The 18,961-nt window shown below is 50.0% G+C and carries 14 protein-coding genes; 2 read left to right on the plus strand and 12 right to left on the minus strand.

Going from position 1 to position 18,961, the window contains the following annotated elements:
- Positions 1–288: 288 nt before the first annotated feature.
- Positions 289–378, plus strand: coding sequence for an LpxT activity modulator PmrR (pmrR, locus tag QMN38_RS23300; RefSeq protein ID WP_271442523.1), 90 nt, complete (start codon positions 289–291; stop codon positions 376–378).
- On the opposite strand, the gene pmrB is transcribed toward pmrR, so the two are convergent.
- From pmrB to melR, 7 genes are all read right to left on the minus strand, one after another.
- On the minus strand, positions 372–1,454 hold the full coding sequence (pmrB, locus tag QMN38_RS23305) for a two-component system sensor histidine kinase PmrB (RefSeq protein ID WP_323606151.1): 1,083 nt from the start codon (positions 1,452–1,454) through the stop codon (positions 372–374). The two genes, pmrR and pmrB, sit on opposite strands and share 7 nt — an antisense overlap.
- The gene (gene pmrA, locus QMN38_RS23310; RefSeq protein WP_048213870.1) at positions 1,455–2,123 is read right to left on the minus strand and encodes a two-component system response regulator PmrA; all 669 of its coding nucleotides are present in this window, start codon (positions 2,121–2,123) and stop codon (positions 1,455–1,457) included.
- 4 nt (positions 2,124–2,127) lie between these two features.
- Positions 2,128–3,765 (minus strand): phosphoethanolamine transferase EptA, encoded by a 1,638-nt coding sequence (eptA, locus tag QMN38_RS23315; RefSeq protein ID WP_271449269.1) that lies wholly within the window; start codon positions 3,763–3,765, stop codon positions 2,128–2,130.
- Between the two features lie 147 nt (positions 3,766–3,912).
- Complete coding sequence (gene adiC, locus QMN38_RS23320; RefSeq protein WP_137382877.1) at positions 3,913–5,250, minus strand: arginine/agmatine antiporter; 1,338 nt, start codon at positions 5,248–5,250, stop codon at positions 3,913–3,915.
- Between the two features lie 127 nt (positions 5,251–5,377).
- Complete coding sequence (locus tag QMN38_RS23325; protein ID WP_137382902.1) at positions 5,378–6,139, minus strand: AraC family transcriptional regulator; 762 nt, start codon at positions 6,137–6,139, stop codon at positions 5,378–5,380.
- Between the two features lie 315 nt (positions 6,140–6,454).
- Positions 6,455–8,722, minus strand: coding sequence for an arginine decarboxylase (gene adiA, locus QMN38_RS23330; RefSeq protein ID WP_323606161.1), 2,268 nt, complete (start codon positions 8,720–8,722; stop codon positions 6,455–6,457).
- Positions 8,723–8,997: 275 nt separating this feature from the next.
- Entirely contained in the window at positions 8,998–9,930 is a 933-nt protein-coding gene (melR, locus tag QMN38_RS23335) for a transcriptional regulator MelR (protein WP_323606153.1), read from the minus strand.
- 269 nt (positions 9,931–10,199) lie between these two features.
- Between melR and melA the strand changes: the two genes are divergently transcribed.
- Positions 10,200–11,555, plus strand: coding sequence for an alpha-glucosidase/alpha-galactosidase (gene melA / locus QMN38_RS23340; RefSeq protein WP_323606155.1), 1,356 nt, complete (start codon positions 10,200–10,202; stop codon positions 11,553–11,555).
- Between the two features lie 54 nt (positions 11,556–11,609).
- On the opposite strand, the gene QMN38_RS23345 is transcribed toward melA, so the two are convergent.
- The 5 genes from QMN38_RS23345 to QMN38_RS23365 all read right to left on the minus strand — a co-directional run bounded on the left by QMN38_RS23345 (position 11,610) and on the right by QMN38_RS23365 (position 18,572).
- Entirely contained in the window at positions 11,610–12,242 is a 633-nt protein-coding gene (locus QMN38_RS23345) for a DUF2238 domain-containing protein (protein ID WP_202037125.1), read from the minus strand.
- A gap of 147 nt (positions 12,243–12,389) precedes the next feature.
- Positions 12,390–14,036 carry a class I fumarate hydratase FumA gene (fumA, locus tag QMN38_RS23350; protein ID WP_137382873.1) on the minus strand — a complete coding sequence of 549 codons (1,647 nt, stop codon included), beginning with the start codon at positions 14,034–14,036 and terminating at the stop codon, positions 12,390–12,392.
- Between the two features lie 96 nt (positions 14,037–14,132).
- Complete coding sequence (dcuB, locus tag QMN38_RS23355) at positions 14,133–15,473, minus strand: anaerobic C4-dicarboxylate transporter DcuB (protein ID WP_048213861.1); 1,341 nt, start codon at positions 15,471–15,473, stop codon at positions 14,133–14,135.
- 751 nt (positions 15,474–16,224) lie between these two features.
- Positions 16,225–16,944, minus strand: coding sequence for a two-component system response regulator DcuR (gene dcuR, locus QMN38_RS23360; protein ID WP_005132485.1), 720 nt, complete (start codon positions 16,942–16,944; stop codon positions 16,225–16,227).
- On the minus strand, positions 16,941–18,572 hold the full coding sequence (locus QMN38_RS23365) for a sensor histidine kinase (protein ID WP_271442868.1): 1,632 nt from the start codon (positions 18,570–18,572) through the stop codon (positions 16,941–16,943). The genes dcuR and QMN38_RS23365 overlap by 4 nt, the downstream gene beginning before the upstream one ends.
- Between the last annotated feature and the right edge of the window lie 389 nt (positions 18,573–18,961).

Here is an 18,961-nt window from a genome sequence, read left to right on the forward strand (position 1 = left end):
GCCATCCGGCGCATAGCCAGAGTATTCGAGTCATTGCCTGATGGCACTACGTTTATCAGGCCTACGGGTAGCATTGTACTTTGTAGGCCGGATAAGGCGTCAGCCGCCATCCGGCGCATAGCCAGAGTATTCGTGTTATTGCCTGTCGGCAATACGTTTATCAGGTCTATGGGTAGCATTGTACTTTGTAGGCCGGATAAGGCGTCAGCCGCCATCCGGCGCGTGGCCTTAAGGTTGGCTTAATCTCCGTAAGGCAAACTCTCCTCCAGATTATCGGAGGAGAGTGTCATGAAAACCCGTATTTATGAAAGTTTGACCACCGTATTCAGCGTACTGATTGTGAGCAGCTTTTTGTACGTGTGGGTGAGCTCTTACTGATCTTTCTCCAGTACCACCCAGGCGCGAGTACCACTGGCTCCTGGGCGGTTTTGTAAAAAGAACTGCCCGCGATGAAGTTGGGTAATTCGACTGACAATACTCAATCCCAGCCCAATGCCGCCGAAACGGCTGTCCATGCGTACAAACGCTTTGCTTAACTCCCCGCATTTACTTTCATCAATGCCTGGCCCCTCATCCTCGACGGCCATAATTGCATTTTGTTCCGCGTTGAGGTCAATCGTAATGTTGGTACCTTCCGGGCTGTAACGGTGGGCGTTTTCTACCAGATTTCGCAACAACATCCGCAACAGCGTAGCGTCACCGCGTACGATGACATCCTCTGCGCTTGCCGGTAGGAGCAACGTTTGTTGCCGCTGGTCCAGCATGGTGCTGAGTTCATCGTAGGAGGGCAGTATGACGTCCTCCAGCAGTTTGACATGCTGGTAATTCCCGGCCGAAAACGACTGACCCACACGGGCGAGTTGCAACAGCTGCGACACGCTGTCCATCATTTGGTCGAGACGGGTGATGAGCGCCGTAACGTCAACATTGTGGGTTTTTGAGAGCAATTCCAGATGCAGACGAACGCCGGATAGTGGCGTTCGTAGCTCATGGGCAACGTCGGCAGTAAACAGACGCTCGTTGTCGATAGTGGTTGTTAGCCGCGTGACCAGATGATTGAGCGCCGTCACTACCGCCTGTATCTCAATGGTGGAGCTACGGATATTAATGGGAGCCAGATTATCCGCTGTGCGAGTTTCTAACTCCTGTTGGAGATCGGCAAGAGGACGGGTAATGCGCCGCACCGCCTGATAGCAAATAATGAGCGTCAGGCTGACCATAAAAATGCCGGGGACGATCAGGCTGGCGATAGCCTCCCGGATCTCATGCATGATATGGCGATCGTTGTTACGGTTTTCGCGTAACGCCTGTTCGAACAGCTGTATTTGCTCGGTGCTTTCGTGCCACAACCAGAAGGTGCTAATCAGCTGGAAGACCAGCAGAATCAGGCCGATCGTCAGCATTAAACGCTGGCGAAGCGGGAGCGGTTGTTTTAGAAAACGCATCAAATTCACTTAGCTTTCCTCAGTAGCGGCCAGCATGTAGCCAAAACCTCGAACCGTGCGAATGCGTGATTTTCCCACTTTATCGCGCAGGTTATGGATGTGGACTTCCAGCGTATTGGTCGACGGTTCGTTATCCCAGCTGTAGATGTCGTTATACAGAATTTCCCGGTGCACCGGGCTCCCCGCTTTGAGCATCAGCCGCGACAATAGCGCATACTCTTTTGGCGTTAAGACAATTTCTTGTCCATCCATCCACACCTGGCGGCGGCCGATATTCAATGTCAGGTTGCCAATGATAATCTCACTTTCACCCTGATTGTTATGCCGGCGCAACAGCGCCCGAATGCGGGCATGCAGTTCTTCCAGCGCGAACGGTTTGACCAGATAGTCATCCGCGCCAACGTCCAGCCCGGTGATGCGGTCTTTCACGGTGTCGCGGGCGGTCAGGATCAGGACCGGAACGGTATATTTTTTCTGCCTGATGCGGGTCAGAAAATGCAGGCCATCCTCATCCGGCAAACCTAAATCCAGAACGACAAGACTGTAATGGCCCGTTTCCAGGCAATGTTCGGCGGCACGGGCTGTTGACACGCCATCGCAGGCGTAGCCTTCCGTTTGTGCGGCAAGTATCAGCCCCTGTAGTAACAGCGTATCGTCTTCAACAATCAGAATTTTCATTCGGTTAGCCTCCCTTGCATGGGTGCAGAATATCATCTGCTGACTGGTAATACTTGGTTTGTACGCCCGTTAATCCCAGCAGGGTTGAGAACAGATTATCCTGTGAGAAATCTTCTGAGCTGGCCCGTTTCTGCAAACATGTTTGAGAAATCTGGTAGCGTTGCTGATAGTCCTCTGAAAGCCACAATAGCATCGGTACATGTTTTTGTGTGTCAGGTGCAATCGAATACGGCAGACCGTGCAAGTAGACGCCGTTTTCTCCTAAGGATTCACCGTGATCGGAAAGATAAACCAGACTGGTGGTGAAATTATCCTGATGCGCTTTCAGTATATTGATCGCTTTATCAACAATATAGTCAATGTACAGGATGGTATTGTCGTAGGTATTCACCAGTTGCTGCTGCGAACAAGTTTGAATTTCGTTGGTATCGCAGGTTGGGGTAAATTTCTTAAACTGTGGCGGATAACGGTTGTAATAGGTTGGACCATGGCTGCCGATGGTGTGCAGCACGATCACGCCGTCGCCCTTCAGGTTATTAATGTACTCTTCCAGCCCGTGGAACAGGACTTCATCGTAGCATTCACCGTTAATACACTGTCCTGGTAGGTTCAGTGCAGTCATATCCTGATGCGGTACGCGGTCACAGGCACCTTTACAGCCGCCGTCGTTATCATTCCACAGAACATTAATTCCCGCCCGCTGGATGATATCGAGTACGCCTTCCTGATGGTGGGCCAGCTCTTCATCGTAGTGCGCTCGTGGCATGTCGGAGAACATGCAGGGTACGGAAACAGCTGTCGCTGTACCGCAGGATGTTGTACGCGGGAAATAAACGACATCATCTTTTTCCAGCAACGGATTGGTCTGACGTGAATAACCGGACAGAGAGAAGTTGTCGCCGCGTGACGTTTCACCGAGCACCACAATAGTGAGGTTCTTACGTTTTCCTTTCACCATTTCTGGATTGCGATGCGCATCTTCGCCAATACGTACCAGCGGCAGGTTGGCCAGCCTCTGGTGTGAATACCAGGATGACGTTGCCACGATGCTGTTGGACGGGCTGAGGGACTTAACCAGCTCTTTGTTATTACGAAACAGCGACGCGTAATCTTTATAGAAGAAGGCGGCGACCAGCACGATAAGCAGTGCCGATATCAGGATATTCGCAGCGCGATACAACACGCTGCGCAGCGCAGGCGTAATGGGTTTGATTCTTACCCAGCAGGCAACGATGGCGGCCAGAATGCCGCTCAGTCCCAGCGTCAGGAGCATTTGCGGTGTCATGAGGGCGAAGGTTTCAGCCGGTGTGGTATCCATCATGTTGGCGATCATCGAGCGGTCGATGATGATGCCGTAGGTCATGATGAAATACTGGGCGGACGCCCCAACCAGAATGAAAATGCACGCGACCAGGCGGTTAAGCCACAGGAAAGAGGCCAGCGTGAGCACGATATTCATGACGCTGAACGCGACAACCGGCATCGATAAGAACACCAGGATGTTGCGCAGTGAATCCAGCGGAAGGTCTTGCAGTACCTGTTTGTAGAACGCGATGTTCAGGAAGGTCGCAAGATAAAATGAGATCAGCAATAGCCAGCTGATTTGCCCGAGAGTCGGTCTTTTAAACAGGAGCTTTAACATTAAGGGGGTTCCATCGACTAAGTGGAGCGGATCCTCTCAAAGTAAAATTAAGCCAACATTAAGTTCTTAATGTTAGCAGGTACTGGTGGGGTGTGTGATGCGTAGGCCCGATGCGCTTATGTCATCGGGCAACGACGCTTACAGGCATTAATTATTGTTGGTCGGGGCATCCAGAGGATACGGGTTTTTATGGATCCGGTTGTAATTGAGCGCATACAGCGCGGTGATGACCATCAACATCACGAACGACCACATCACTTCTTTGGCACCAGAACCTACCACTGCCCAGATGCAGTAGACAAATGCCACGAAGGTCACCAGTAAGTACATCGGACGCGCTTTACCAAAGTGACCGTGTCCCAGCAGCAGCAAAGCGGCACAGGTGTACAGATAAGGCACCAGCGTGAAGATAACTGAGACGGAAGAGACCAGACCAAATTCTTTTGCGGCGTTTGGCGACATGCTGCTGAACTGGAAGAGGGTCATCAGGATCCCGACGATAATGAGCCCGGCAACTGGTGTCCCCGCTTTGTTGACGCGAGCGAAAATCGGTGGGAACAGGCCGTCATCGGCTGCCGCTTTTGCGGTCTGGCCGGCCAACAGTGTCCAACCCCCCAGTGAGCCAAGGCACCCAGCTGCTGCACAGAAGGAGACAATGGCACCAGCGGTATCACCCAGTGCCATTCGTGCAGCATCACCAAACGGTGAGGCTGACACGCGCAGCGCAGCGTTAGGGATCATACCCATAATCGCCGTGGTTGAGAGAACGTAGCAGACGGCGGCAATCAGCACCCCACCAATGGTGGCAATAGGGACGTTACGTTTCGGGTTTTTAACCACACCGGCGGCAACAGAGGCGCTTTCAACCCCAATGAACGACCATAAGGTTACGTTTAAGGTGCTTTGGATTGCGCCGAAGGTATTCATTCCGCTGACGTTCCAGGCTGCCATATAGGTTTCACCGCGGAACCAGAACCAGCCGAAGACAGCAATCCCGACGATCGGTACCAGCGCCAGTACCGTCGCAACGGCCTGCACGCGAGTGATCATTTTTGGACCGACAATATTCAGCAAGACGAAGATCCACAGTACAACGACACAAGTGAGCGTCAGGACCAGCGGATCTTTTAAAATGGGGAAGAAATAGCTCAGGTAACCCACACCAATAACGACCATGGCGATGTTACCAATCCAGCAGGCCAACCAGTACAGGACGTTAGTCTGGTAACCTAAAAAGGGACCGAAGCAGCGGCGTGCATAAGCGTAAGAACCACCGGGACTGGAGTCTAAGGACGACATTTTGGCGTACACCATCGACAGTGCCAGAGCACCGATAATAGTGACCAACCATCCGTAGATTGCAATCCCGCCAGTTGACGCCAGGTTTGCGGGTAGCAGGAATACACCGGAACCCATAATATTCCCCGACACCATAAGGGTGACGGGGATTAAGCCCACTTTGTGAGCATCAGCATCCGTCGACATATTTTTTAACTCCTGATAAGGATAAATGACGTCACATCATACCTCTTCAGAAGACTATTTTATGATGGCGGAACAGGGGTATCGCCAATGCTGATATTATTATGGCTCATCGCTAAATGATCAAAAATCAGGCAGCGGAGGGTTCCCGATGTTGACTGACATAATGCAGTGGCGTCATTCCATAGAACTCTTTGAATACGGAGATAAAGTATGAAGTACTGTTATATCCACACAGCTGAGATACCTGTGAAATGTTTTTCCCGTCCATCATTAATTGATTGACGGCATAACGCATACGACACGTGGTTATTATTTGACTGTAACTTGTATTTTCATTTTTGAGCTTTTTCTTTAACAAACTGGGACTCAGACATAAGCAACTGGCGACCATGCTTAAATTCCAGTCTTTATGAATATCGCTCTCAATGATGTGGTAAACGCTGTCGCTGATGCGATTGCGTAACATATGCATAAGCAGGGAGATAAACTTTTTGCTGTCGAGAAAACGCGATAATACGGTGAACAGTAGTGAGCGGGTACGCTCATTTTCGCCTTCGTTTTGCGTTTCCATTACGCTGTGTTGAGCGGCAACCCGAAAGACATCCGGCGTCAGGCAGACGGCGGTCATCACTGGGTTGGCGCTACGTTGCCAGAGAGGGATCTGTGAAAGATCTTTATTTAAAAATCGTAGATAGTCTTTAATGACATCGCGACTGATATGTACGACCAGTGCGTTATTAAGTGAAGAGAAGTCGATAATATTATTATCACACGCCACCAGAGCCATGTGGTTAGCTTTTAAACTGATGGCTTCTTTACCGTTAATCCTTAACCAAACATCTTTCTCCGTTAATACAACAACACAAGCTTCTTTGCTGCAAAGCCTCATACCCAAACTCCCGGAATATGAACATCAAATACCGTAACTCAGCACCTGCTGAGTAATAGCGGCTAAAAAAAATTGTATGATGAATCAAGACAAGCGATAAAATAGCGTGATTTTTAGTAATTACAATATCTGTAGGGTTTCTTGGCATGTACATAATTTTTTACGCAAGTGGCAACGTACTATTTGCGTATAAAAAAAGCGCGGGGTGGTCCCGCGCAAAAGGTATGACAATGTTATTGTTTTGCAGCAATACTCAGGAATTACTCAACCATCACACGTCAACCTTATAAAAAATAGACTATCTAAAAAGCGACATTAGGCTTTCACGCACATGACGTGATACACACCGTCAATAATTTCCGTTCCTTCGGTTTCATGTTCAAAGCCAGGGAAGTGATGATCCCAGGATTGCAACGAACGTAGATAACTAATCTGCGGGCTGTTGGCATCGCCAAAGTTTTCCCCGGACAGCAGCATCGGAATTCCTGGTGGGTAAGGAATGACGGAGTTAGCTGCGATACGGCCCGGCAGATTTTCAATAGCCACCATCTCAACGTTATCGCTGACTATCGCGTTATAGGCTTCACGCGGGGTCATTTCAGCAACAGGCAGGCCGGAGTAGGCCGCATTGAGTCGGCTACCTGGGTTATTTTCTTTCAGCCAGGCAAACATGGTGTCGCCCAGATCGTGAAAACCCATGTTTGCGTAAGTGTCAGGATGTTCCTCTACCAGTTCAGGCATCACCTGTGAGAGCGGGGTATTGGCATCGTAGTGGTGTTTGAAAGAGCACAGTGTGTTAATCAGTGTGCCCCATTTACCACGGGTGATCCCCATAGAGAACAAGAACATAATTTGGAAATCAGTGGTACGGGTCGGTACGATGCCGTGGCGGCCAAGCCAGGCGGTAACCAGCGCCGCCGGAACACCGGTCTGTTCCAGTTCACCATCATCACCCATACCTGGAGCCAGAATACTGACTTTAATGGGGTCCAGCATGCTCCAGTTATCTGGCAGGTCTTTAAACCCATGCCAGGATTCACCAGGACGCATTACCCAGCAGTTCTGATCGGTCGTCATGAGTTGAGTGGGGGCATCCGCAAAGTCATAGGTTTTTCCGGTTTGCGGATCGGTAACCACCTCTTTGTTCCACGGTTTGAAAAACCAGTCGCCCTCAGCCGTGAATTCTTTGTACAACCGTGCCATCGCCTGACGGAAATCGACGGCTTCATCGATCACTTCCTGGGTGAGCGACAGGCCACTGTTACCGTCCATCATGGAAACTGCCACGTCGTTTGATGCACAGATGGCATACAGCGGAGACGTGGTGGCATGCATCATGTACGCCTGGTTAAAGCGGGAGAAATTTACCGCTCCACGACCTTCACGGACGTGAATGTAAGATGCCTGAGAGAGCGCATTCAGCAACTTATGGGTCGAGTGGGTGGCAAAAACGGTTGGGCCGCTATGGTCGCCAGGTGCACCACGCATAGCGTAGTGATCGGCATAAATCGGGTTGAAACGCGCATAGCCGTACCAGGCTTCATCGAAATGAATGCGATCGCTGGTCTGGGCTAACAGATCCTGCGCCTCTTTTGCGTTGTAGCAGACACCGTCATAGGTGCAGTTGGTTACAACGCTGTATGACGGTTTCTGTCCGATTTTGTCTTTCGTCAGCGGGCTTTCGCTGATTTTTTTCTGCAATGTTTCAGGTTGCATCTCCTGCGGGTAGATAGGCCCGATAATGCCGTAGCGGTTGCGGCTTGGCACCATGTACACCGGTTTTGCCCCGGTAAGAATGAGCCCTTGTTCAATGGATTTATGGCAGTTACGGTCCAGCACTACCACATCGTTATCAGTCATGCATGCCTGCATGATGGTGCGGTTAGAGCCAGAAGTACCGACCACCACGGACCATGAACGATCAGCGCCGAAGACACGCGCGGCATATTTTTCGCTTTCACCAAACGCGCCAGTATGGTCAAGCAGCGAACCCAGTGACGCGCGTTCAATACCCATGTCGCTACGGAATAGGTTTTCACCGTAGTAGTCATGATAGAAACGACCGGCCGGTGTTTTAGTAAATCCCACACCGCCCTGGTGACCAGGGGCTGCCCAGGAATATTCGTGGATGTCACTGTATTTCATCAGCGCGCTGAACAGCGGCGGTAACAGCTGTTGGCGGTAACGGGTCATCGCAGCAACGGCGCGCCCGGCAATAAAGTCAGCGGTATCTTCGAGAATCCAGGCGAATTCATCGACAAGCTCCAGCAGATCGCGATCCAGCGATGCAGTGGCTTTTTCCCGATCGCCCAGCAGGAAAACGGGGACGTTTTGCTGGCGTTCGTGGAGCTTGCCGATCAATTGCCTGACATTCAGGTGTTCATCTTGTTGTTCCATTTGATAGCTGAACATCAGGCAATCAATGGCTTCATTTGCGGCGAGGATGGCGTAACCATCGTCGAATGAGGTGGACTTAATGACGGTAACATTTTGGCGACTTAAGGCATCAGCCAGACGCTCGACAGCGCTACCAACCCAGGTGTCCTGATGCAGAAACTCACTTTCAACAATTAATACTTTCATCATCTTTTACCCGGTAGTGGAGAGGTTGCAATGTATGGATTGCAGACACACCGTATGAATGTGACGCAGGCAAGTATTATCCTGACGAATTGGGCTGTAAAGTGGTCGAGAAATGAGCTTATTTTGTTTTTATTCCTTTATAAACAATCAATTGGTATTGAACGAAGGCAGTTTTTCGGCACTGTTTATCGACAGTGGAATTATTTTTTTGGCTGATACTGATATTGCCTGATGGGAAGTGCTGTCAGTGGGCATGTGTTTGCGCCATCCGGCGCTTAACCGGCCATCGATTGTCGATGTTGCTGGCTCAGTTTGCGGTACTGCTGTGGTGACATGCCGACAAATTTGCTGAAAGTATCGTAAAAACGACTGCTGGAGCGAAACCCGGCGGTCAGGGCGACGTCCAGAATGGTTTTGTCGGTGTCGCTCAGTAATGCGCGAACGTGGTTGATACGCATCGCGGTAATGTACTGCTTCATGGTGAGTTGCATCACGCGCTGGAAAATCCCCATCGCATAATTGGGGTTGAGCTTCACGTGATCCGCAACATCGTTGATGGTGAGCGCCTGATCGTAGTTGTCGGCAATAAAACTGAGCATTTGACTCACGTAAAACTGCGCGTGGCGTGAAACGCTGTTTTTGTGCGTGCCTGCGGTTTTATTGACCAGGATTGGCTGCCAGCCGGAGAGGCTAAACCGCTTGAGCATCAGGCTAATTTCATCGATGGCAAGCTGGCGAATTTGTTCGTTCGGGCTGCTCAGCTCCTGTTGCCAGCGCTGAACTTCAAAGGTGCTCAGTTGCTGAGAGGTTTGTGATTTGATGACCATACCATGAGTGACGTGGTTGATCAGTTCACGGTCCAGCGGCCAGGAGAGAAACAGGTGCATGGGTAAATTAAAGATAGCCATGTTCTGGCAGGCACCTGGTCGTATTAACTGGTGCGGCGTACAAGCCCAAAACAGGGTGATATGGCCCTGTTTTATCTGCACCACTTCGTTATTGATCAGGTATTCCACATCGCCGTCGAACGGTACGTTAACCTCCACCTGTCCATGCCAGTGGCTGGTGGTCATGGCGTGCGGTGCACGTAGTTCGATATCGAGACGTTGATATTCCGAGTACAGCGACAGTGGGCTACGGGTTTGTTTTTCATCGCTGTTGCACATGTGCGGATCGGGGGGAAGCGCTGAGATTGGCGGCGTGGTCATGGTAGCTCCAGTTCCTGATTGTTCAGAATCATGCCATTTTTCAGCGGATAAGACTGCGAATCGGCGCGCAAATCAGGTCACCATTACCGGGTAGTGTGCTTTTTTGAACCCGGATACTCTGCTTTTTGGTAAAAATTGTCCCAGAAACTCAGTTTTCATCCGGGCGAAAAGGCGAACTGAGTTTTTGGGAGTACTCGGTGCAGAAGCCGGACGTTTTTCTCGCATCCTCATGCCACCATGACGTTCATCACCCCACGCTCAGGAGAGTCATGATGTCTGCACCCAAAATTACTTTTATCGGCGCGGGATCGACGATTTTCGTGAAGAATATTCTCGGAGATGTCTTTCACCGCGATGCGCTGAAATCCGCGCATATTGCTTTAATGGATATCGATGCCGTCCGCCTGGAAGAGTCGCATATTGTGGTGCGTAAGCTGATGGACTCGGCTGGCGCTTGTGGCCAGATCACTTGTTATACCGATCAAAAAGCGGCATTGCAGGATGCCGATTTTGTAATTGTCGCTTTCCAGATCGGCGGTTACGAGCCGTGTACCGTGACCGATTTTTCCGTGTGTAAGCGCCACGGTCTGGAACAAACGATAGCCGACACGTTGGGGCCTGGTGGCATTATGCGCGCACTGCGTACGATTCCGCATTTATGGCAGATTTGCGAGGATATGACCGACGTCTGCCCGCATGCCACCCTGCTTAATTATGTTAATCCCATGGCGATGAACACCTGGGCAATATATGCACGCTATCCGCATATTAAACAGGTTGGGTTATGTCATTCGGTGCAGGGAACGGCGGAGGAGCTGGCCCGTGATTTGGATATCGACCCTACTTTTTTGCGCTATTGCAGCGCCGGGATCAACCATATGGCGTTTTATCTGCAACTGGAGCGTAAAACGGCTGATGGGACCTATGTCGATCTCTATCCGGAACTGCTGGCAGCTTATGAAACAGGACTGGTCCCGAAACCGAATATCCACGGCAATACTCGCTGCCAGAACATTGTGCGTTATGAAATGTTCAAAAGGTTGGGGTATTTCGTCACCGAGTCGTCGGAACACTTTGCTGAATACACGCCGTGGTTTATCAAACCGGGTCGTGAAGATCTGATTGAGCGCTATAAGATTCCGCTGGATGAATATCCGAAGCGCTGTGTCGAGCAGCTGGCGAACTGGCATAAAGAGCTGGAAGCGTACAAAACGACGGCGCGCATTGATATCAAACCGTCAAGGGAATATGCCAGCACAATCATGAACGCTATCTGGACCGGAGAACCCAGCGTGGTGTATGGCAATGTTCGTAACGACAACTTGATCGATAACCTGCCGCAGGGCTGTTGTGTCGAGGTGGCTTGTTTGGTTGATGCCAATGGTATTCAGCCGACAAAAGTGGGTGCTCTCCCGTCTCATCTGGCGGCGATGATGCAAACGAATATCAATGTTCAAACCCTGCTGACGGAAGCTATTCTGACGGAGAATCGCGATCGTGTTTATCACGCGGCGATGATAGATCCGCATACCGCTGCGGTATTAGGGATTGAGGAGATTTATGCGTTGGTGGATGATCTGATTGACGCACACGGCGAGTGGTTGCCGGCCTGGTTGCATCGATAAGGTCCATTTCGCGTCTGCCGGATGAACGTTATCGACATCCGGCAGTATGTATATTTAGTTGGCGCTTACCAGCCCGTAGCGGCGCAGCTGTGCACAATGAACTCGCGCCAGTACAAGCACCGTCGTTAGCGCGCCGAGCAGGGCGCAGAACATATCCGACTGGGTATCCCATGGATCGCCCTGCGTACCCAGGAAGTCATCCGCGCCTTGTCCCATCGCCAGTGCCGCCCACCATTCAATGAGCTCATAGGTGGCGCTGATTGCCAGTGCTACGCAGCAGACTAAAAACGCTAACATCTTGCGGCCGCGGACAATATTGCCGCGGACTAAAATCTCTCTTGCCGTCAGGGCTGGCACCAGTCCCTGGAAAAAATGACCCAGTTTGTCATAGGGGTTGCGACTGAGATCCAGCCACGCCTGCACTTCAAAACCAATGGGGACTTTGGCATAGGTATACATGCCGCCAACCATCAAAATGATGGCATGAAAGAAGATAAGCGTGTAGAGCATGGGAGTCAGCGGGTAACGCTTCATGGTGGCGAGCAGCAATGGCACAACAATAATGACCGGCGTCACTTCCATCAGCCAGGTTAATTTCTCGGTGGCGCAGAAGCCGGTGTAGATAAGGATCAGCGCCAGCACTATAGCGCCAGTGTTCAGTATTACAGGATTCAGTGTGCGGAGCATGGCGAATTCACAAGTAATGGAAAATATTACTATTCACTGTGAACGGCGAAAATTCAACGCCAGTTAATGGGGGGATAAAGTTGGCCCGGGGGGATCACTGGGCTGGCCCCAAAAATTTGGTGTCAGTCCAGTGCCGGGCCGAATAGGTTACTTCGCGCAGTTAGCGCATTGTTTGCTCACGATTTGCTGGAAGAAATCGTTGCCTTTGTCATCGACCAGGATGAAGGCAGGGAAATCTTCAACTTCGATTTTCCAGATAGCTTCCATTCCCAGCTCCGGGTATTCCACGCATTCCAGATGCTTAATGCTCTGCTGCGCCAGTACAGCTGCCGGACCACCGATGCTACCTAAGTAGAAGCCGCCGTGTTTATGGCAGGCGTCGGTCACTTGCTGGCTGCGGTTACCTTTCGCCAACATGATCATGCTGCCGCCATGGGACTGCAGCAGGTCAACATAGGAGTCCATACGACCCGCAGTGGTTGGACCCAAAGAACCGGACGGGTAACCCGCAGGCGTTTTCGCCGGACCTGCGTAGTAGATCGGGTGATCTTTCACGTACTGCGGCAGACCTTCGCCGGACTCGATACGTTCTTTCAGCTTCGCGTGGGCGATGTCGCGACCCACAATGATTGTACCGCTCAGCGACAGACGGGTGGATACCGGGTACTGAGAAAGCTGGGCAAGGATCTCTTTCATTGGACGGTTAAGGTCAACTTTAACCACTTCACCTTCGCCGGCCTGGCGCAGAGATTCCGGAATGTACTGGCCTGGGTTATGTTCCAGTTTTTCAATCCAGATACCTTCGCGGTTAATCTTGGCCTTAATATTACGGTCTGCGGAGCAGGAAACGCCCATGCCTACCGGGCAGGATGCGCCGTGGCGAGGCAGTCGAATCACGCGGATGTCGTGAGCAAAATATTTCCCGCCAAACTGGGCGCCGAGGCCGAGTTTCTGGGCCTCGATCAGCAGCTCTTGTTCCAGTTGCAGATCGCGGAATGCCTGACCGTGAGCGTTACCTTCCGTCGGCAGCGCATCATAGTAGTGTGTGCTGGCCAGTTTCACCGTTTTGAGGGTGCTTTCTGCTGACGTACCACCAATCACAAACGCGATATGGTATGGCGGGCAAGCTGCCGTCCCCAGTGTACGCATTTTCTCAACCAGGAAGTTTTTCAGTTTTCCGGGAGTCAGCAGTGCTTTCGTTTCCTGATACAGATAGGTTTTGTTGGCAGAACCGCCGCCTTTTGCCACGCACAAGAATTTATATTCGTCGCCGTCCACGCTGTACAGGTCGATTTGCGCAGGCAGGTTAGTGCCGGTATTCACTTCTTTGTACATATCCAGCGCTGCGTTTTGCGAGTAGCGCAGGTTATCTTCAATATAGGTATTAAACACGCCTCTGGAGAGCGCCGCTTCGTCACCGCCGCCGGTCCAGACACGTTGACCTTTTTTGCCCATGATAATGGCCGTGCCGGTATCCTGACAGGTTGGCAATACGCCTTTGGCGGCAATCTCGGAGTTTCTCAGGAATTGCAGCGCAACGTATTTATCGTTTTCGCTGGCTTCAGGATCATGGAGTATGGAGGCGACTTGCTGTTGGTGTTCAGGGCGAAGCATGAAGGAGGCATCGTGGAAGGCTTGCTGGGCCAGTAACGTAAGTGCTTCAGGTGCTACTTTCAGGATTGACTCGCCTTCAAACTCGCCGACGCTGACATGATCGGATGTCAGCAGGTAGTACTCAGTTTTGTCTTCCCCCAGTGGGAAAGCCGCCTGGTAAGTGAATTCAACTTTTGACATTTGCTTCCAGCCTTTTCATTTTTATCAGGAATTTAAAAATTCTCTGCGTCTTAAAGGTGGCGTGCCGCACCATAGCGGACGGCACGCGAAGTGTGATTACAGGAAACCGTACATTGCGGCGAAGACCCAACCAAAGACACAGGATACGCTTACGCCGATCAAACCAGGCAGAATGAAGCTGTGGTTGATAACGAAACGGCCAATGTGGGTGGTACCTGAACGGTCAAACTGAATAGCAGCCAGATCGCTCGGGTAGGTCGGCAGAATGTAGTAACCGTAACATGCCGGAGCAGAAGCAACGATGTACGCTGGATCAACCCCGATAGCCAGTGCGACCGGAACGATAGCGGCCAGCGCTGCAGCCTGAGAGTTTACAAACTTGGAGACTAACAGCAGGACGATCGCATAGGCCCACGGATGTTCTTTCACCATTTCGCCCAGTACGCCCTGAATTTCAGACATATGCGCACCGAACATGGTTTCCGCCATCCAGGCAATACCGTACACCGCAACAATCGCGATCATACCTGAACGGAAGACTTCATTTTTTGAGATAGATGCGGGATTAGTTTTGGTTAAGATGATAATCAATGCGCCAGTCAGCAGCATGAACATCTGGATAACCAGTACCATTGACAGCGGTTTGCCACCAAAAGAAGGGCGCAGTTCAGATACTGCACCGAGCACGGCAACAACGGCGATGGCAGCGAGGAAGATCCACATTGCCAGCCAGTTACTTTTCGGCAGTTTTTTGTCTAACAGCGTTGCCGTGTCGCCATACACATAGTGATGGTTTTCAGGTACGGAAATAAACTTCTGGAACTCTTCGTCTTTATCCAGATCTTTACCGCGGAACCAACTGAAAATACCGATAGCCAGGATACCCAGCAGGGTAGATGGAATGGTGATGCCGAGCAGGTCGAGGAATTCGAGGTGCTTGCCTTCAAATGTCACGTTACCCAGCATCGCAACCAACGAGACAACGGCTACGGAAACCGGGCTGGCGATAATCCCCATCTGTGCACCGATAGAACTCGCCGCCATTGGACGTTCCGGGCGAATATTGTTCTTAATGGCGACGTCATAAATGATCGGCAGAATGGTGTACACCACGTGGCCGGTACCGCACAGGATAGTCAGGGTACAGGTCACAAACGGTGCTACGATAGAAACGTATTTTGGGTTACGACGCAGCAGCTTTTCAGCAATTTGCAGCATAACGTCAAGACCGCCAGAGGCTTGTAAGGTTGCAGATGCGGCCACCACGGCAATAATAACCAGCATTACATCGACAGGGGGTTTACCCGGCTGGAGATGGAACACGAAAACCAGAATAACCAGGCCGATACCGCCTAACAAACCCAGCGCGATACCGCCCTTTCTGGCACCATAAAACAAACATATTAATATTATGAGAAGTTGTATACTAAATAACATTTTATTTACCCTCGCGAAAAACCCAGTCAATTTTTTGAAAAATGGATCTGTGGCACATTCTTTTTTGCCGGAATAAGCATCAAAAAATGGTCAGTATTCGATATGTCCGTATTTGCGATTAATGTTTAAATATCTGGCTAGAATGTTTTTATAAATTTTTGGAAGTATTTAGCTTTTTTCTATGGCATTGATCGGAGGAAAGAATCCTCAGGCGATGGGAAGTCGGGCTGGTTATGAAGCGCTGCGGCTGACGCTGTAGTTTGGCTGGCTTACACCGGTTTTCTGGGTGCTGACCGTCGGTTCTACGTTGTCCGCTATTACGTGAAACACCGGTATACAAGGTGAGTGTATTTTTTATGTGATCGCGGTCACGCCATGTCATGTAGTAATGAATCAGGCGTACGGATACGTTTATTTGCTCACAAAAATGTACGGTGTCCATAGTACGTAGCATGGTCTCCATTGCTACCAGTCTAGATTTTTATGTCTGATTAAATTCAGACTAATCCTTTAGGAGTAAAAATACACACTCTGTGAGTTAGTTAATACTTAATTAACTTTTGTTAGCGATTTTGAAATTAAAAACAGTGTGATGTTTATCAATAACAAAATAATAAATTTAACATGTCTGATACAAATATATTTGATCTAACGCAAATTCACTATTTATCTGTTTTAGCGGGATGAAAAGGGATTTTTCATTATTTTAATAATTGTTACTTTTATATAACGAATAATCCCTGGGAGAGTTTTATTGGCAGTATTGCTTAAGTAATGAGTAATGCTCTGCCTGAACGCGGTAGCGGTAAACCGGTCGGCCAGTAACACCATAGTGGATGCTGGTAAATAAGATATGGCAATTGACGAGCCAGATAAGGTATTTGCGGCATGAGACCCGGGAGATATTAACCTCGTTAGCCAACTCATCTGTGGAGAACTCTTGGTCCTGGTGCTCATCAATCCACTGGCACAGCGTGCGTAACGTTTGTGGTGTCAACCCCTTGGGTAAGCGCCGCGTTTCCTGCTCGCTGGAAGAGCTACCATGAATCAGTTGGTCAAGCTCTGACTGTTCATAGTACTGGTGCTTCTCCATATCCGTTTTCTTTTGGAGCCAGTTGGTTAAGGCTTCTTCAAAGCGTGAGGCCTGAAACGGTTTGATCAGATAGTCAACGACACCGTAGTGGAGTGAGTCTTTGATGGTTGTTGCATCGGCGGCGGAGGAGATGACGATGACATCACATTTACAGCCTTCGCTGTGCAGAATGGGTAACAGGTCCAGACCGTTTTCTTTCTGCATATAAATATCCAGTAGAATCAGGTCAATATGATGTTCGCCATGAAAGATGATCTCTTTGGCTTTTTCGAGAGTTGAGGCCGTTCCGCAGCAATGAAAACCAGACAGCTGCGCGACATAACGGCGGTTTAACTCCGCTACCATTGCATCGTCATCGACAATTAAGACATTGATCATCTGCTGGCCCTCTCACCATTCCACGGTAACTGTACAAAAAATTGGGTGAAGACCCCAGGTTCGGATTCGACGGAAATATTGCCGCCAACGTTTTCAACCTGCTGTTTCACAAGTGCTAAACCGACGCCTCGCTCGGTTCCTTTTGACGAGACGCCCTTCTCAAAGATGTGGTCGATGTGTTCGGGGGCGATCCCCGGACCATCGTCATTCACTTCGCAATGCAACCAGCCGTGTCGATAATGTAAGGATACGCTGATCTCTCCCCCCGGTTCTTGACCTAGCGCCTCCAGGGCGTTCTCAATCAAATTACCCAGTACGGTGATCAACACCGCCACCTGATCTTCATTACTGTTTTCCGGCAACTGGCTTTCATTACTAATGATCAGGCTATGACCTAAATCAGATGTGCGATTAATCTTACTGAGTAAAAAGCCAGCGATCACCGGTGATTTTATTTTGCCTAACAGTGAGCCAATCTCTTCCTGATAATTGTTGGCCGTCTTAATGATGTAATTTTCCAACTGCTTATAACTTTTCAGGTGCAATAATCCCAGAATCACGTGTAACTTGTTCATGAATTCGTGGGATCGTTCACGAAGTGCATCGGCATAGTTGACCATACCATCCAGACGTTGCATGAGTTTACGGACTTCTGTCTTGTCTCTGAACGTTGAAATTGCCCCGATGATTTTGCCATTGCTCAGTACGGGAACGGTGTTGATTAAAAGCAGTCGGTCCTTCACCGTGATCTCCTCATCACGGCGTGGCGTTCCATCACGTAGCACCTGCGAAAGATCAACGACTTGAGACCACGCATGGCTGAGTGTGGAGAGCTGGGCATCATCTTGCGACTTACGGTAATCCAGCAGCTCCTGAGCGGCCTGGTTTATCAGTGTGACTTCACCACTATCATCAACGGCAATGACCCCCTCCTTTATAGAGTGCAGCATCGCCTGGCGCTGTTCGAACAGGTTGGATATTTCATAAGGCTCCAGACCAAACAGAATGCGTTTGAGAACCTTCACCAATACCCAGGTACCGAGTAACCCAACCAGAACGCCAAATAAGATGGACCAAAAGATACTGCCGCGGCTGTTATTGATCTGTTCGGTGACCCTGCTTAACTCGAGACCAATCGACACAACACCAATCTGCTGGTGATGTTCGTCATAAATGGGAGTGAAAACGCGTAGCGCTTTAGCCAGAAAGCCGCGATTAATGGCAACGTTCTCTTTGCCCTGTAACGCCAACAGGATGTCGTCACCTTTAAACGGTTGGCCGATACGTTGTGCTTCAGGGTGTGAATAACGAATGCTTTTCATATCCGTGACAACGATGAATAAAAAATCGTTGCGCTTATTTACCGCCTGAGCAATTGCCTGGATACCACTGTCCTCAGGCTTTTTCTTGAGCCCCTCGCGGATTTCAGGAGAGTTTGCCAACGTTCGCGCTACCGCAAGTGCTTTGTCTGCTAATGCATCACGTGTCGTGTTGCTGATTTGCGAGAAGTAAATCAAATGAACGACGAGCAGCACAGAGAAGAGGACAGCGCTGACCATGAGGATCACGGTTGTGCCGAGTTTCATCGGGCGTTTGCGTATAGCCGTTCGTTGCAGAGGGTGTCTCATCGCAGTCCTGGAATCACTATTTGTACGGGTATTATCGCCTGATGAAGTACGTAATTCAAAGGTAGTAGGGGAGCCGGGCACTCCCGCCGCCATCCCTTCTTATATATGTAGTAGAAAACGGGCATCCGTTATTTTCTTTCTATATAGAAAAGAGAATTCAATGTTGGTTTCTTCTTTTTCCGGGATGTGATGCAGGGAATATTGACGGCTTTGTGGATAACTTTGTGTGTAAATGGGTATAAGGCGGGCTTTTGCTGGGGATTGCAGCAGTCAGTCATTTTTCTGTCATTTAAGGGTTGCGGGCCACAGGAAACTCCCTATAATGCGCCTCCATCGACACGGCGGATGTGAATCACTTCACACAAACAGCCGGTCCGGTTGAAGAGAAA

This window comes from Citrobacter sp. R-1.5.2 (assembly GCF_035064245.1).
Classification (GTDB): Bacteria; Pseudomonadota; Gammaproteobacteria; order Enterobacterales; family Enterobacteriaceae; genus Citrobacter.